This is a genomic window from Acinetobacter sp. A3 (assembly GCF_012371415.1).
In the GTDB taxonomy this organism is placed as follows: Bacteria; Pseudomonadota; Gammaproteobacteria; order Pseudomonadales; family Moraxellaceae; genus Acinetobacter.
Map to the genome: position 1 here is coordinate 16,925 of NZ_JAAZQW010000030.1, position 14,122 is coordinate 31,046.

A 14,122-nucleotide genomic window follows, 5' to 3' on the forward strand; every position below is an offset into this window, starting at 1 on the left:
TTTATTTTATGCGTTTGGAATAAAACTTTTGATTTGGGTTGAAAGTCCCGCAGCAATTACGGCCTGTTCATAAATACGCGCTTCTGCCAATTGATATGGATTAAACGATTCTAAAGTTAAAATCTCGGCCATATAAGCCACCACATTCATGTGGCACACCACCGCAATCGACTCATACGGCAATTGCGACAACCATTCTACTGCCACTTTTGCATCATCTTCAGGTTTAATGGCATTACACACCACCACAGGTACATCTTTAAAATACTGCTGTAAATGCGCCAAGGTTTCCTGTGCACGCACCAATGGACTAACTACAAATACATCAGGTTGAATGATATTTTTTAAATAATCTGCTGTTTCTTGTGCTTGAATATGACCACGCTCAGTCAATGGACGTTGATGATCATTGCCCATAACCGCAGGAGCGGCTTCACCGTGGCGAACAAGTGTCAGTTGCATATTATTTCCTTATTGGGTGGCGCAAATTTAAGGTTTATCTGGTTGTATATAACGCACAGTATAACCTGAGAATATGACAATTCAGTTCACCAAACTGTCATATTCCATACAAGTTTTTGCAAGTCATAGCACTTTATAGCATTGAACCCATAACTAGACTTGATGATGTGGCAAGACAAATTCCACATCGCTACGATGCCCATTTTTCATTAAAGACAAAGCAATCGTCATCGGTGGTGCACCCTCAAAAATCACTTCATAAAGCGCACAAGTGATCGGCATATATACATCCAACTCATTCGAGCGTGCCCGCACCTGAACAATAGTGTTAATCCCTTCGGCAGTTTGTCCCAATTCTTCGGTGGCTTGCTCTAAAGTTTTACCTTTACCCAAAGCATAACCAACCTGATAGTTACGACTCAGCGGGCTACTACAGGTCGCAAATAAATCTCCAACCCCCGACAAGCCGAGGAAGGTCAACGGGTTTGCACCAAGTTTCACCGCAAAACGGCTCATTTCTGCCAATGCACGAGTTAAAATCATACTCTTGGTATTTTCACCCACGTTATAAGCTGCAGCCATCCCCATTGCGACTGCATAAATATTTTTAAGTGCACCACCGAGTTCTACCCCGTTGACATCATCACTGGCAAAAACACGGAATAAAGCACTGTGTAAAGCTTGCTGCACTGCATAACGCACCAGTTCAGAATGACTGGCAATAACCGTTCCTGCTGGCTGTCCTGCCACAATTTCTTTGGCTAGGTTTGGTCCAGACAGCACACCATAAGGCACTTCAGGCAGTTCTTCACGAATAATATCGCTCATAAAACTAAAAGTTTTGGCTTCAATCCCTTTGGTTAAAGACACCACGGCCTGCGCACTAATGAAAGGTTTAATTTGACGCAGCACATCACGGAATGAGTGGCTCGGAATTGCCACTAAAATAATATCACGGTCACGTACTGCTGTTTCCAAATCCGAAACAGCTCTTAAACCCTGTTCTAAATTAAAGTCAGGTAAATAACGTCGGTTAATATGCGTTTCATTTATTTCTTTGGCAGTCGCTTCATCACGAATCCAGATCATGGTATCGCAACCGTTACGCACAGCGGTGTTGGCCATAGCTGTACCAAAACTACCACCACCCAAAACTGTAATGCGCAGTGCAGTTTTACGATCTACCACAACAGGTTCGACCAAATCGGCAAAATTTAATTCTGACATTATTGTTATATCCTAAAAATAAAACTTATGCGTTCCAATAGCTCACGTAAGCTTGTGTATTTAATTCAGCACGCGCAGGAATGGCTTTGGCTGCAGTTCCCACATAAATAATGCCCGAAATTAAGTCATCTGGATTTAAGTTAAGCGCTTGCTTGAGTAAATTTGATTCTACAACTGCCCCGCTACGCCACATGCTAGCAAAGCCCTGTGCCTGTAAAGACAGTAAAAAATTCTGCACAGCAGCCCCTGTACTTAAAGTCTGCTCAAAATGCGGCACTTTTGCATGGTTTTGAAACTGTGTTAAAGCCAGCACCAACATGGGCGCACGAAACGGGTGCTGTTTAACTCGTTCCAATTGAATCGCATCTGTTTCGCCCATATCTGCCAAAGCTTGAGAAAGTAGCTCACCAAAAGCTGCACGCTGTTCAGCAGCAATCACCACAAAACGTGTAGGTTTTAGACGATGATGATCGGGTGCGGTTAAAGCCGCCTGAAATGCCATTTCAAGCTGAGCAGCATTCGGTGCTGGCTCAACCAACTGCCCGATTGATTGGCGTTGATGAATGTGTTGATGAACGATTTCTGCCACTGTATCCGTCATTGACTTATATAACTATTTCAAAAAGCTCAGTTAAGATTAGCATAAACTCAAAATTTTGCGCTATTTCGTACGTGTAATTTGCAATCTCTTGGGTCAAGACAATCTCAATGTAATCCATACAGACAACTGCATTTTTTATACAAAGTCTTCATTCAAAGCACTACAGAATATGCTCAACTAGATCAAAGCCTTATTTTTCATTCTAATTCATGCCTGCATAAAGGCTAACCAGAAAATTAAATGAAAGATATTTAAAAGTCTCCGTATGCATACGTTTTTAATTTCGAGGTTGATATGAAAAAAATACTAGCCCTCTCTAGCCTTGTAGGATTCGCTTTCCTCACTGCCTGTGCTACCACACCCAACAACTCACTTGCCATTCAAAAAGAAAACAACTTGTATGAGGTTACAGGCTTAGGTAAGTCCAATATTATTGCCAAGAATAATGCCATTAGTGCTGCCAATAAAACCTGCGGTAGTCGTGCTACCCCTGTGTTGGTAGATGAAAAGACCAACTACAACGGTGCGCTCAAAGGAGTGGTCGATGAACAAACTGGACAGATGATTCAGGCCGCTGCCACTGTGCTTGGCACTATTGCAGGACGTAATACCGATATTGCCCGTGATGATGACTACCAAACTGTTCTGACATTTAGATGTCAGGCAAAATAAGTTGTATCAACATTAATCAATTTGATGGTCAACTAAAAATTTATCTATAAAGAAAAAAAGTCGCTCAATCATAGAGCGACTTTTTTATATTTTAAACTTCAGTCAGATAAACAATTGTTCTGACTAGCAAAGTGCAGATTAGCAATATCCATCTAGACGTGTAAGCGGTAATTTTTGCCCAATGGCTTTTTCAATTTCAGGCAAATAGAACGCATCATCTTCAGACAGGAAGCTAATACTGACACCACGCGTACCCGCACGCCCTGTACGACCAATACGGTGTACATAATCATCTGACTGTTCGGGTAAAGTAAAATTCACCACATGCGATACACCATCGACATGAATACCACGCCCTGCAACATCAGTTGCAATCATGATGTTATGTTTGCCATTTTTAAACTGATCCAGCATTTTCAAGCGTTTGTCTTGGGCAATTTCACCCGACAACATCACCACTTTATAGCCATCACGTTTTAAATGATCATATAACTTACGCACCTGATCTCGGCGGTTGGCAAATATCATGACTTTTTCAATTGGCTCGTCACGCAAAATGTCTTCAAGCAATTTGTATTTATCGGTTTTTGCGACCATATAAACACGTTGCTCTACATCGGCATTGGTTTTCTTTTCAGGCTCAATTTCGACTGTAACAGGTTCAAATAACCACTGTTGAGCCAAGTTCAACACGTCATAACTAAAGGTCGCAGAGAACATTAAAGTCTGACGCTGTTCCTTACGTGGTGAATAACGCACAATCCGCTTAACTGATGGAATAAAGCCCATATCTAACAAACGGTCAGCTTCATCAATTACTAAAAATTCAATCTGATCTAGCCAGACTTCTTTTTGTTCTACAAAATCAATCAAACGCCCTGGTGTTGCAACAATAATGTCGACAAAGTTCTTATCGAGCTGTGCTTTTTGCTTATCAAAATCCACACCGCCCAACAAAGTCACCACATTTAAATTGGTAAACTTGGTTAATTCTTTTGCATCACTTTCAATTTGCAAAGCCAATTCGCGCGTAGGGGCTAAAATTAAAGCTCTAGGCTCACCACGGTAGCGCTGAGTCTGAATTGGGTTATTTAACAAATCGTTAATGACGCTAATTAAAAAGGCAGCTGTTTTTCCTGTACCTGTTTGCGCGCGACCAATGGCATCATGTCCAGCCAAAGTAAATTTTAAAACCTTTTGTTGAATAGGCGTCATTTCCTTGAAACCTAAAGCATCAATAGCCTGTTTCAATTGCGGATGTAAATTTAAGGTTTCAAAACCAGATGACATAAATATGCGCTCGAACTTTTTCTGACAAAAAACTGACCTATTATAAACAGAAATACAAACAAAAAACGCCCCAATCAGTATTGGAGCGTCTTTTTTAGAATAATCGAGTGATTAGTCTAGTGGCTGTACTTCTTCAGCTTGGAAGCCTTTTTGGCCTTTAACTACGCTGAATTCAACACGTTGACCGTCACGAAGTGAACGGTGGCCTTCACCTTGAATCGCACGGAAGTGAACGAATACGTCGTCACCGCCATTGCGTTGAATAAAGCCAAAACCTTTAGTGTCGTTGAACCATTTAACTACGCCTTGTTCACGAGCTGTCATAAGTTAATCCTCATTGATTAAAAAGAAGGACCACCCGGTGTTGCAAACAGCAGAGCAAACAAAGTTTAAAAATATTTTTATTTCTAAGCTTGTAATCATTCTGTATAACTATTAACAAAATCCCGGTTACATCCATTTGTAATAGGGCGACAAACAACAATTGTCTATCTAAAATCCTAAATACGCATCGAGCTTAACACGGGTTTATGACAATTAATAGATTTTTTTTGATTTATCTTGTTCAGATTGAAATGATTTGAACAGTTGGGAAAATTTTATTTCTGATAAGTGACTTAGCACTATTTTGATCGGTCAAATATGTCAAAAATGTTGCATAAAATAATGCACTAAAATCTCCTTATTTTATTTACACTCCAAACATTGACTAACATTCTATTTCAGATGAAATTTATTTGGGATTTCCTGCCAAGTTTGCTAGTATGATCGTTCTGTTTTTTAAGGCGAATTTATACCGCAATGCTGTGTGATTCTGTACCCCCCACCACTGTAATTGATGCTATGGGACAACCCTGTCCAATGCCCTTACTGATGTTGAAACGTGCACTTAAAAATTCAGATGCTGTTCTATTTTTACTTAAGTCTTCTGACCCACATAGCCAGCAGGATGTCACACGTTATTGTCAGTTGCATCAATACCAGTGTACAGCCAGTCAAATTTCGGCAAACGAGTTTCATTATGTGATTCATGTTGCCAAGCCAAATGCTACGTGATTAGTCAATCTTATTGATTGTGCATCCATTTTAACACCATTATACCTAGCCCTTTATCGTATAAAGATTTACATATCTACACCAATTTTCCTTATTTAAGTAGAATATTGGCATTAAGATAAAGACATCGGTTATTTTACCCACCCAATCCTATAAGGAGATCTCATGAGTGACAGCAGCAATCAGTTGATGCCCCTGTCATTATCTGCACCAGGTGTAAATCTCGGGGCTTATATTAGTACTGTTAACCAAATTCCAATTTTAACGGCTGAACAAGAAAAAGAGTTAGCCGAACGTTATTATTACGATCAAGATTTAGACGCAGCCAAAATGTTGGTCATGTCACATTTACGTTTTGTTGTGCATATTGCACGTAGTTATGCGGGTTATGGTTTACCACAGGGTGATTTAATTCAAGAAGGCAACTTAGGCTTAATGAAAGCGGTAAAACGCTTTGACCCTAATATGGGTGTACGCTTAGTGTCCTTTGCCGTGCACTGGATTAAAGCTGAAATTCACGAATATGTAATTCGTAACTGGCGTATTGTCAAAATTGCCACGACCAAGGCGCAACGTAAATTATTCTTTAATTTGCGTAGCCTCAAAAAATCCAGCAAAAAATTGACGCTAGAAGAAGCGCAATCTATTGCCAATGATTTAAATGTGACCGCTGAACAAGTTTTGGAAATGGAAGGTCGTTTAACCGCTTATGATGCTGCATTTGAAGCACAAGGTGATGATGACGATGAAGGTTCAACCTATGTTGCACCTGCGCTGTATTTAGAAGATAACCGTTACGACCCTGCACGTTTGGTTGAAAACGAAGATTACGAAGAACAAAGCACCTCTGCTCTGCATGAAGCTATGGAACAGTTGGATGATCGTTCACGTAATATTTTACAACGTCGCTGGTTGGATGATGATAAATCTACCTTACATGAATTGGCGGCAGAATATAATGTTTCTGCAGAGCGAATTCGTCAGCTTGAAAAAAATGCTATGGAAAAAATTAAAGTGGCAATGTCATCTAACTGATTAAAGTCTTTTTACATTTCATAAATGGCTTGAGCTATAGGCGAAAAATAAGCATCAAATAAAATTGGGCAGTCTGCCCTTTTTTATTGTCTTTGATTGGTACAGCTACATTCAGGCAGGCAAATCTCAGATTTTCCCGCCCCTAAAAATGTGCTAAGGTTAAGCGCAAAATTAAATAGGTCAATTTGCGTATGTGGATTGCAATTTCTGCCCTGAATTTAGCCATAGCAGTCATGCTCGGTGCATTTGGTGCACATGGCTTAAAGGCCCACGCAACTGAAGCGCAATTGCTTTGGTGGCAAACTGCAACAGATTATTTTTTCTATCATGCCCTTGGACTTTTAGCATTGAGCATATTGGCCAAAGTGATTCCACAACTTCCTATTAAAGCCAGTTTTATTCTCATTCAGCTCGGCATTTTATTTTTCTGCGGTTCACTCTATATCATGGCATTGGATTTAGCCCGTGGCTTGGGCATGATTACCCCGATTGGTGGCGCACTCATGATTGCAGGCTGGCTAAGCTTAGCGTGGCAAGCCATGAAATATGCCAAATAAAGTGTATGTATTTTAGCAATTTTAAAATGGACTCTCTGTCATGCAAATTTATCTGAATGGCGAAGCACAACAGACCACTCATACAACGCTGCTGCAACTCATTCAAGCATTAGACCTAGAAGGCAAACGCTTTGCAGTCGAGCAAAATGAGAAAATTATTGCCAAAAGCAAACTTGCCGAAACCCCTATTTGCGATGAAGACCGCATTGAAATTATTCATGCCGTTGGTGGCGGCTAATCTGGAGCACCCATGCAAGATACATTTAAAATCGGTTCACGTACCTTTAATTCACGTTTGTTGGTGGGTACGGGAAAATATAAAGATTTAACCGAAACTGATTTGGCGATTCAAGCCAGTGGCGCAGAAATTGTCACGGTTGCCATTCGTCGTGTAAACATTGGGCAACATCCTGATCAACCCAATTTACTTTCAGTGATTCCACCTGAAAAATACACCATTTTGCCCAACACCGCGGGCTGTTTCGATGCCAATAGTGCCGTGCGTACTTGTATGCTAGCGCGTGAATTGCTCGATGGTCACAACTTGGTAAAACTGGAAGTATTGGGTGATGAAAAAACACTCTATCCAAATATCACCGAAACATTAAAAGCTGCGCGTACGCTGATTGACGATGGTTTTGAGATCATGGTCTACACATCAGACGACCCAATTGTGGCACAAGAACTGGAAAGCATGGGTTGTGTGGCCATTATGCCATTGGGTAGCTTGATCGGTTCTGGATTGGGTATTTTAAACCCACACACTATTTCTATTATTAAAGAAAATGCCAAAGTGCCAGTATTGGTGGATGCAGGTGTAGGTACAGCCAGTGATGCAGCGATTGCCATGGAATTAGGCTGTGATGGCGTACTCATGAACACTGCAATTGCAGCAGCACAAAACCCTGTATTGATGGCTTCTGCTATGCGTAAAGCGGTTGAAGCAGGCCGTGAAGCTTATTTAGCAGGCCGTATGCCACGTAAACGTATGGCCAATGCCAGCTCGCCTGAAACGGGTTATTTCTTTAAATAAGCCGTGTCAGCCAAATAAAAAAGACGTTAAGTGAGTACTTAACGTCTTTTTTATTATGTGATTTTGGTGCTTAAAACCAATTACGGAATTAAACCTTCATCACGCATCGCAATTTGTACCGACTGACGTGCGGCCACTTTATTACGAATTTCTACCACATGGCTATATGGGGTTAAATCATGCTCGATATAGTTTGACCAGTTGGTGATCACAAATAAATACGCATCGGCAGGGCCAAAATTATCATCTACTAAATACTCATGATCTGATGCCGCAATGGCTTGATCAATATACGTTAATAAACGATCAATTTCTGCATAGGCTTTTTCTTTGGCTTCTGCATCTAAAGGCGCACCAAAAAATACTGCGTAGGCATCATGTAATTCTGAGTTGAGATATCCTAACCATTCTAAAACTTTCGCACGCCCTAAACCTGATGGCGGAATTAAATCTTGCTTAGGGTCTTGCTGCGCCAAAAATGGTAAAAGTGCAACATTTTCAGTCAAAATTAAACCCGGGTTAATTTCTAAAGCAGGCACATAACCCTTTGGATTAATTTCGTAATAATCCACACCCTTTTCTGTTTTATGGGTTTTTAAATCCACACGTTCTATATCAAAATCGACATTGACTTCATTTAAAATAATATGGGCTGCCAAAGAGCTTGCACCAGGGGAATAATAAAGCTTCATATTTGATCCTTGTTATATAACTATCTCTGTTGTAAATCGCTTGGCATCAACTTGCAAGTGATTGAACCTATAAATTGCAAAAAAGCATAAATGTTTTAAAAATTCTTACGCTTTGACTATCCTGCAAACGAAAGGCTTTTTCAAGTCTGTTTAACCTGCTTTTTTATCTAAAGATGTTTTAACATACAGCCCTTTAAAGTTTCATGAAATTTTGATTGTGATTAGCCTGAAAAAAGAAGAATGGTTTTCCAATATCCGTACCGATGTATTGGCAGGATTAGTGGTTGGCTTGGCGCTGATTCCTGAATCAATTGCTTTTTCTGCAATTGCAGGTGTCGACCCACAAGTCGGTTTATATGCCTCATTTTGTATTGCGGTTACGATTGCTTTCTTTGGTGGTCGTACTGCCATGATTTCTGCAGCAACAGGGGCAATGGCATTGCTGATGATTACCTTGGTAAAAGAGCACGGCCTGCAATATTTACTGGCTGCGACAGTACTCACAGGCATTATTCAGGTAATCGCAGGTTACTTCAAAGTCGCTAAACTCATGCGTTTTGTATCACAGTCGGTGGTATATGGCTTTGTAAATGCGCTGGCAATTTTAATTTTTGTGGCACAACTGCCTGAATTATCACAAATGGATAGCTTAGGCTATTTATTTGTAGGTTTGGGTTTAGCGGTCGTGTATCTGTTTCCGTATATCCCTAAAATTGGTAAAAGCATCCCCTCACCTTTGGTCTGCATTATTGTGCTAAGTGTTGTTGCATTATTGCTTGGTACAGATATGCGAACCGTAAATGATTTGGGACAATTTCCAGATACCTTACCTATATTTTTAATACCAGATATTCCTCTCAATTTTGAAACTTTATCAATTATTTTTCCTTATGCCATTACTTTAGCTACGGTGGGTTTATTAGAAACCATGATGACCACCACCATTGTAAATGAAGCCACAGGCACAGAAGGTGACCGACATCAGGAATGTCGTGGTCAAGGCTATGCCAATATAGTTAGTGGCTTTATGGGCGGAATGGCAGGCTGTGCCATGATTGGACAATCGATTATTAACGTCAGCTCTGGCGCACGTACACGCCTTTCCACACTGACTGCTGGTGTATTTTTACTATGTTTAGTGGTGTTTTTAAAAGACTGGCTGGCTTATATTCCTATGGCAGCCTTGGTTGCAATCATGATTATGGTGTCATTTACCACCTTTAACTGGGATTCCATCCGCAACTTTAAGAAACATCCAAAACAAAGCAATATTGTTATGCTGGCCGTGGTGATTGTAGTCTTAGCCACCCATAATCTTGCTTTAGGTGTTTTTATTGGCGTGTTGCTTTCGGCATTGTTTTTGGTCAATAAACTGGAAAGCGAAGTTAAAGTCAGCTCATTTTTATTGGGTGAACATACCCGCCAATATGTTATTTCAGGGCAAATTTTCTTTAGCAGTTCTGAAAAGTTTTATCAGTTTTTTGATTTTTCAGAAGACATCAGCAATGTCACCATTGATTTAACCCATGCCCATATTTGGGATATTACTTCGGTAAATATGCTCAATACCGTGGTGAAAAAATTTAAAGATCAACAGATTAAAGTGCATATTATTGGTTTGAATGAAGCCAGTCATACTTTAATTGATCAATACAGTGCTCATTCATAATTACTTAACAGTTTGGATGCCAATTAATTTAATGCTGAATCTTGATGATTCAGCATTTTTGTATGCAAGATAAATCCGATGTATTTACAAAATAAGGCTCACTGCGGAAAATCAGCGAAAAAATTTGACTTCAATGGCTCAGGACTTAAAATACCGCATTCGAATTTATTAGATTTGCCAGAATTATGTCGAACGATCAATTAGACCAGCACGTTGTCGAGCTGGACAACCTCAACGAGCATCGTGAAATTGTAACGTTCATGCGCCGTTCATCACCATTGAATACGTCACAGCGTAGTGCCTTGGAACAATACGGTCACTTAATTTTGGAATACCCTGTTGGCGATTTACGTCAGCACTTTGAACACCCTGAACGCCCACTGACAGTAGAAATTGGTTTTGGTATGGGGCGTTCTTTGGTACTGATGGCTCAAGCCAATCCTGAGCGTAACTTTGTCGGTATTGAAGTCCATATTCCAGGGATTGCACAGTGCGTTTATGAAGCAGGCACAGCGGGTTTAAGCAACTTACGTGTCTTAGATGCAGATGCCATTCAAGTCCTTCGTGAAATGCCAGACAACAGCATTGATACTGTTCAACTCTACTTCCCTGATCCATGGCAGAAAAAACGTCACTTCAAACGCCGTTTTGTTGCCCATGAACGTATGGAATTGGTCGAACAAAAACTAGCGCTAGGCGGTACATTCCATGCAGCAACTGACTGGGAACCGTATGCTGAATGGATGCTAGATGTATTGGACAATCGCCCACGTTTAGAAAACTTGGCAGGTAAAGGCAATAGCTACCCTCGCCCTGAATGGCGTCCACAAACCAAATTTGAACGTCGTGGAATTGACGCGGGCCATAAAATTAACGACTTTATCTTCAAGAAAATCAGCTAATTTCTACAACAAAAAAATGCTTCCATTCGGAAGCATTTTTTATCTGGGTTAGTTTTATGGCATAAATCCAAAAGACTGACTAAGAAACGACTAAGATTGATGTCGTTCTAAAATCTGTTGGCTCATAAGCGCATAAACTTCGGCAAGTGCATGTTGCTGCCCCGCTGCCAACAAGTCCTGATGCATCTTTAAAATATTTTGATCACCACGCATGGCAGGCCCTGTTTGCATGTGACGAGGCTCATTTTGTGTGGCTTTGTGTGCAGTTTCCAAAATTAAGGGGTACAGCAAGCTGAAATCCACTTGTTTTGCATCCACCACTTGTTTAGCCATGTCATAACAATAATTACTAAAATTGCAAGCAAATACGGCAGCTAAATGCAAACTCAAACGCTGCTCTGAAGTGTAGGCATAAACACGACTACTTAGGCTATTTGCCAAATTGAATAAAACCTGCTGATCTTCGGAAAATACAGCTTCTATAAATAATGGCGTTTGTGACCAATCAATTTCACGCTCCAAACTAAAAGTTTGTAAAGGATAAAACACCCCTGAACGCGCATGATGTTGTTGCAAAACATCTAACTTGGTACTGCCTGAAGTGTGCACAACCAAAGCATGGCTTAAATAAGGATGAATATCCTGAATCACCTGTGCAATGGCCTGATCACTTACAGCAATAATCACCAAATCAACTTCTGCATTTAATTCAGAAACTTGCGCAATTGCTGCTGCACCAACTTGCGTAGCCAAGTGCTGTGCCTTGTCCAGACTGCGGCTATAAATTTGCACAATTTGATGCTGTGCTTTTAAAACATGGGACAAATGGTGTGCAACACGGCCTGCACCAATCAAACTAATACGCATAAACTTTTTAAGTGAAGTAATTTGCTCAAGCATGCCAATAAAAAAAGGACGAAGCAATTCGTCCTGATGTTTTTGTTTAAGCGCGCATCAATTTTAAAATTGACGCAAAGTTAAAATCTGCTCACTACGCCCAAATGGGCCTTGGGTATCATGCAAAATTCCGCTGGTCAGCCCGATTCCATCTTCACCATATTGTTGTGTCACTTCCAAGCCCAACCATTCGCCTTGCGGTAAACGATGTAAATGAATTTGTAAATCCAAGTTTGGAAAACCCCAACCTTCATTTGGATCTAGACGTGGTACGACCCCATTGGCGGTATCTACCATGCCCATTAAACGAACAAAACTAGATGTAGCTTGATTTTCAACCATTTCCAATTGGTTTCTTAGCCAGACAATGCCCTTGCCTGCACGACGGTCTAAATGTGCTCGGGTTTCAATACTTTGAATATAGCCTCCCGGCCAGCAACGCATACCATCCCAATTGGCCAAATATTCAGGGTTTTCTACAGGTAAGTCTTCTAGCCCTGCAATTGCACGTGTGTCTGAGGTTTTCATTTTCCATGCGCGCGCCACAATACAGGTTTTCCCTTCGGCACACATTTCAGCTTCAATCAGTTCAATGGTTTTGCCTGGACGAATCATACGGGTAGTGATCGTAAACTCCCCAGCAGCAATTAAGCCAAAAATATCTAAACTGACCCGACCAATTCGCATATCATCACGTGGCATAAACTGTTCTAGTTCTGCACATAAAATTCCCGTTGCAGGTGCCATGTGCTGCTCATGCGGATTCCACGCACCTTGTGCATGAATATTGGAACGATAGTGCGTAGTGCAGCTTCCATCTGCATGCTGTTCACGGTTAAGTAAAGTGTAATATGCTGACATTTTTTCCTCTTTCCCTGATACGAATATTTTTATATGGATACGATTTAGAGTGCTGCTCGCAGCATTAAGATTAATAGTTAAATCACATTATTTATAACCTATTTTTGCGCAAAAAAACCATAATAATTCATAATTTGACAATAGGTCTTAGACTGTCTAAAACCCACTTGAGTGAGTAATGACTGCTGTGCTTCTGCAGAAATTAAATGAAAATCATCGGCCAGTCGTGCAATCATTTTTTCTGCCTGTAGCACGGTTAAACCACTCTCTAGTGCCAAATTTTGCATCCAGCGTAGTTCAATGTTTTCAGTCTGCTGCATCAGATCATAGCTTAATAAAATACCCCTAGGTTTTAATGTTTGGTAAATATCTTGAAAGAATGATTTTTTTTCTGCCACAGGTACAAAATGCGCCACCAAAATCGCTAATGCCGCATCAAACTGCAAGTTTTCTACCTGTGCTTGCTGAGCAAATTGCTGCGTGTCTGCCTGTATAAAACGGACACGTTCATACCCTGCCACAGACTGAATATTTTTTTCTGCCTGGTGCAACATACTTAAAGATGGGTCGATTGCGCTAAATTGCCACTGCGGATGCTGCTGCAACAAATACTGCAACTCATAACCTGTGCCACAACCCACTACTAAAAGCTGTGCATTTTCAGGCAAATGACTGCTTAAAATCGCATTGAGTTGCTGATGTACCAATTCATAGCCAGGAATGAGTTTCCGAATATGACTGTCATAGCCTGCAACCACGTTTGCACTGTGAAAATCTTTTGCCATATCACATGATTCTTATTTAATTTACTAACATCAAAACTTAATATTTTTTTTAAAAGCGGCTTAAGCCACTGCCATTGCATCTACAGATAATTCTGCAACGGTTGGTTTGGCACGTTCTGGGACTAAACCTAATTTTTGGAATAGTTGTTTGTCTTTGCCTTCGCCTGCATTTGGTGTAGTGAGTAACTTTTCACCTGAAAATAACGAGTTTGCACCTGCCATAAAGGCCAAAGCCTGATCTGAATCTGACAATGATTCACGCCCTGCAGATAAACGAATGTAACTGTTTGGCATAATAATACGCGTAACCGCAATGGTACGAATCCACTCAATCACATCTAGTTTTTCTACTTCAGCCAACGGTGTACCTTCAATCGGCACTA

The 14,122-nt window shown here is 40.6% G+C and carries 17 protein-coding genes and 1 pseudogene; 8 read left to right on the top strand and 10 right to left on the bottom strand.

The genetic code is table 11. The features are described 5' to 3' along the window. Positions 1–6: 6 nt before the first annotated feature. From sixA to HHA42_RS10035, 3 genes are all read right to left on the bottom strand, one after another. Positions 7–462 (bottom strand): phosphohistidine phosphatase SixA, encoded by a 456-nt coding sequence (gene sixA / locus HHA42_RS10025; protein WP_168526352.1) that lies wholly within the window; start codon positions 460–462, stop codon positions 7–9. 153 nt (positions 463–615) lie between these two features. Continuing rightward, positions 616–1,689, bottom strand: a complete 1,074-nt coding sequence (locus HHA42_RS10030) for an NAD(P)H-dependent glycerol-3-phosphate dehydrogenase (protein WP_168419171.1) — start codon at positions 1,687–1,689, stop codon at positions 616–618. A 25-nt stretch (positions 1,690–1,714) separates the two neighbouring features. Next, a complete protein-coding gene (locus HHA42_RS10035) occupies positions 1,715–2,290 on the bottom strand; it encodes a nitroreductase (protein ID WP_168526354.1) in 576 nt (191 codons plus the stop codon). A gap of 294 nt (positions 2,291–2,584) precedes the next feature. On the opposite strand from HHA42_RS10035, the gene HHA42_RS10040 reads away from it, so the two are divergent. Further along, the gene (locus tag HHA42_RS10040; RefSeq protein ID WP_168526356.1) at positions 2,585–2,962 is read left to right on the top strand and encodes a hypothetical protein; all 378 of its coding nucleotides are present in this window, start codon (positions 2,585–2,587) and stop codon (positions 2,960–2,962) included. A 138-nt stretch (positions 2,963–3,100) separates the two neighbouring features. Here HHA42_RS10040 and rhlB read toward each other — a convergent pair whose 3' ends face one another. Together rhlB and HHA42_RS10050 are read right to left on the bottom strand one after the other, a co-directional pair. Then, on the bottom strand, positions 3,101–4,252 hold the full coding sequence (gene rhlB / locus HHA42_RS10045; protein ID WP_168461784.1) for an ATP-dependent RNA helicase RhlB: 1,152 nt from the start codon (positions 4,250–4,252) through the stop codon (positions 3,101–3,103). 111 nt (positions 4,253–4,363) lie between these two features. Beyond that, entirely contained in the window at positions 4,364–4,576 is a 213-nt protein-coding gene (locus tag HHA42_RS10050; RefSeq protein ID WP_005177104.1) for a cold-shock protein, read from the bottom strand. A gap of 477 nt (positions 4,577–5,053) precedes the next feature. Here HHA42_RS10050 and HHA42_RS10055 point away from each other — a divergent pair, with 477 nt between their 5' ends. From HHA42_RS10055 to HHA42_RS10075, 5 genes are all read left to right on the top strand, one after another. Next, positions 5,054–5,308 carry a sulfurtransferase TusA family protein gene (locus HHA42_RS10055; RefSeq protein ID WP_168419167.1) on the top strand — a complete coding sequence of 85 codons (255 nt, stop codon included), beginning with the start codon at positions 5,054–5,056 and terminating at the stop codon, positions 5,306–5,308. Positions 5,309–5,473: 165 nt separating this feature from the next. Continuing rightward, positions 5,474–6,343, top strand: a complete 870-nt coding sequence (rpoH, locus tag HHA42_RS10060) for an RNA polymerase sigma factor RpoH (RefSeq protein WP_004971496.1) — start codon at positions 5,474–5,476, stop codon at positions 6,341–6,343. A gap of 191 nt (positions 6,344–6,534) precedes the next feature. Continuing rightward, entirely contained in the window at positions 6,535–6,900 is a 366-nt protein-coding gene (locus HHA42_RS10065; RefSeq protein WP_168526358.1) for a DUF423 domain-containing protein, read from the top strand. A gap of 40 nt (positions 6,901–6,940) precedes the next feature. Next, positions 6,941–7,138, top strand: a complete 198-nt coding sequence (gene thiS / locus HHA42_RS10070; protein WP_168419164.1) for a sulfur carrier protein ThiS — start codon at positions 6,941–6,943, stop codon at positions 7,136–7,138. 12 nt (positions 7,139–7,150) lie between these two features. Further along, positions 7,151–7,933: a thiazole synthase gene (locus HHA42_RS10075; protein ID WP_004971502.1), complete on the top strand. Its 783-nt coding sequence runs from the start codon at positions 7,151–7,153 to the stop codon at positions 7,931–7,933. 80 nt (positions 7,934–8,013) lie between these two features. Here the strand turns inward: HHA42_RS10075 and HHA42_RS10080 are convergent, their stop codons facing one another. Continuing rightward, positions 8,014–8,625: a glutathione binding-like protein gene (locus tag HHA42_RS10080; RefSeq protein ID WP_168419162.1), complete on the bottom strand. Its 612-nt coding sequence runs from the start codon at positions 8,623–8,625 to the stop codon at positions 8,014–8,016. 217 nt (positions 8,626–8,842) lie between these two features. Here HHA42_RS10080 and HHA42_RS10085 point away from each other — a divergent pair, with 217 nt between their 5' ends. Together HHA42_RS10085 and trmB are read left to right on the top strand one after the other, a co-directional pair. After that, the gene (locus HHA42_RS10085) at positions 8,843–10,294 is read left to right on the top strand and encodes a SulP family inorganic anion transporter (RefSeq protein ID WP_168461787.1); all 1,452 of its coding nucleotides are present in this window, start codon (positions 8,843–8,845) and stop codon (positions 10,292–10,294) included. A gap of 185 nt (positions 10,295–10,479) precedes the next feature. After that, the gene (gene trmB / locus HHA42_RS10090; RefSeq protein ID WP_168461788.1) at positions 10,480–11,196 is read left to right on the top strand and encodes a tRNA (guanosine(46)-N7)-methyltransferase TrmB; all 717 of its coding nucleotides are present in this window, start codon (positions 10,480–10,482) and stop codon (positions 11,194–11,196) included. 90 nt (positions 11,197–11,286) lie between these two features. Here the strand turns inward: trmB and HHA42_RS10095 are convergent, their stop codons facing one another. The 4 genes and pseudogenes from HHA42_RS10095 to HHA42_RS10110 all read right to left on the bottom strand — a co-directional run. Further along, complete coding sequence (locus HHA42_RS10095; protein WP_168461306.1) at positions 11,287–12,063, bottom strand: Rossmann-like and DUF2520 domain-containing protein; 777 nt, start codon at positions 12,061–12,063, stop codon at positions 11,287–11,289. A 93-nt stretch (positions 12,064–12,156) separates the two neighbouring features. Continuing rightward, on the bottom strand, positions 12,157–12,954 hold the full coding sequence (locus HHA42_RS10100) for a thioesterase family protein (RefSeq protein WP_168419157.1): 798 nt from the start codon (positions 12,952–12,954) through the stop codon (positions 12,157–12,159). Between the two features lie 98 nt (positions 12,955–13,052). Further along, complete coding sequence (locus HHA42_RS10105) at positions 13,053–13,739, bottom strand: class I SAM-dependent methyltransferase (RefSeq protein WP_168461295.1); 687 nt, start codon at positions 13,737–13,739, stop codon at positions 13,053–13,055. A gap of 60 nt (positions 13,740–13,799) precedes the next feature. Beyond that, positions 13,800–14,122, bottom strand: a pseudogene (locus HHA42_RS10110) (biotin synthase); the annotation flags it as partial.

Bases quoted from the DNA above. Each gene is read 5' to 3' on its own strand.
- HHA42_RS10030 (WP_168419171.1), bottom strand. From the start codon at position 1,689: ATGTCAGAATTAAATTTTGCCGATTTGGTCGAACCTGTTGTGGTAGAT.
- thiS (WP_168419164.1), top strand. From the start codon at position 6,941: ATGCAAATTTATCTGAATGGCGAAGCACAACAGACCACTCATACAACG.
- HHA42_RS10105 (WP_168461295.1), bottom strand. From the start codon at position 13,739: ATGGCAAAAGATTTTCACAGTGCAAACGTGGTTGCAGGCTATGACAGT.
- HHA42_RS10075 (WP_004971502.1), top strand. From the start codon at position 7,151: ATGCAAGATACATTTAAAATCGGTTCACGTACCTTTAATTCACGTTTG.
- HHA42_RS10095 (WP_168461306.1), bottom strand. From the start codon at position 12,063: ATGCGTATTAGTTTGATTGGTGCAGGCCGTGTTGCACACCATTTGTCC.
- HHA42_RS10050 (WP_005177104.1), bottom strand. From the start codon at position 4,576: ATGACAGCTCGTGAACAAGGCGTAGTTAAATGGTTCAACGACACTAAA.
- sixA (WP_168526352.1), bottom strand. From the start codon at position 462: ATGCAACTGACACTTGTTCGCCACGGTGAAGCCGCTCCTGCGGTTATG.
- trmB (WP_168461788.1), top strand. From the start codon at position 10,480: ATGTCGAACGATCAATTAGACCAGCACGTTGTCGAGCTGGACAACCTC.
- HHA42_RS10080 (WP_168419162.1), bottom strand. From the start codon at position 8,625: ATGAAGCTTTATTATTCCCCTGGTGCAAGCTCTTTGGCAGCCCATATT.
- HHA42_RS10055 (WP_168419167.1), top strand. From the start codon at position 5,054: ATGCTGTGTGATTCTGTACCCCCCACCACTGTAATTGATGCTATGGGA.
- HHA42_RS10035 (WP_168526354.1), bottom strand. From the start codon at position 2,290: ATGACGGATACAGTGGCAGAAATCGTTCATCAACACATTCATCAACGC.
- HHA42_RS10065 (WP_168526358.1), top strand. From the start codon at position 6,535: ATGTGGATTGCAATTTCTGCCCTGAATTTAGCCATAGCAGTCATGCTC.
- rpoH (WP_004971496.1), top strand. From the start codon at position 5,474: ATGAGTGACAGCAGCAATCAGTTGATGCCCCTGTCATTATCTGCACCA.
- rhlB (WP_168461784.1), bottom strand. From the start codon at position 4,252: ATGTCATCTGGTTTTGAAACCTTAAATTTACATCCGCAATTGAAACAG.
- HHA42_RS10040 (WP_168526356.1), top strand. From the start codon at position 2,585: ATGAAAAAAATACTAGCCCTCTCTAGCCTTGTAGGATTCGCTTTCCTC.
- HHA42_RS10100 (WP_168419157.1), bottom strand. From the start codon at position 12,954: ATGTCAGCATATTACACTTTACTTAACCGTGAACAGCATGCAGATGGA.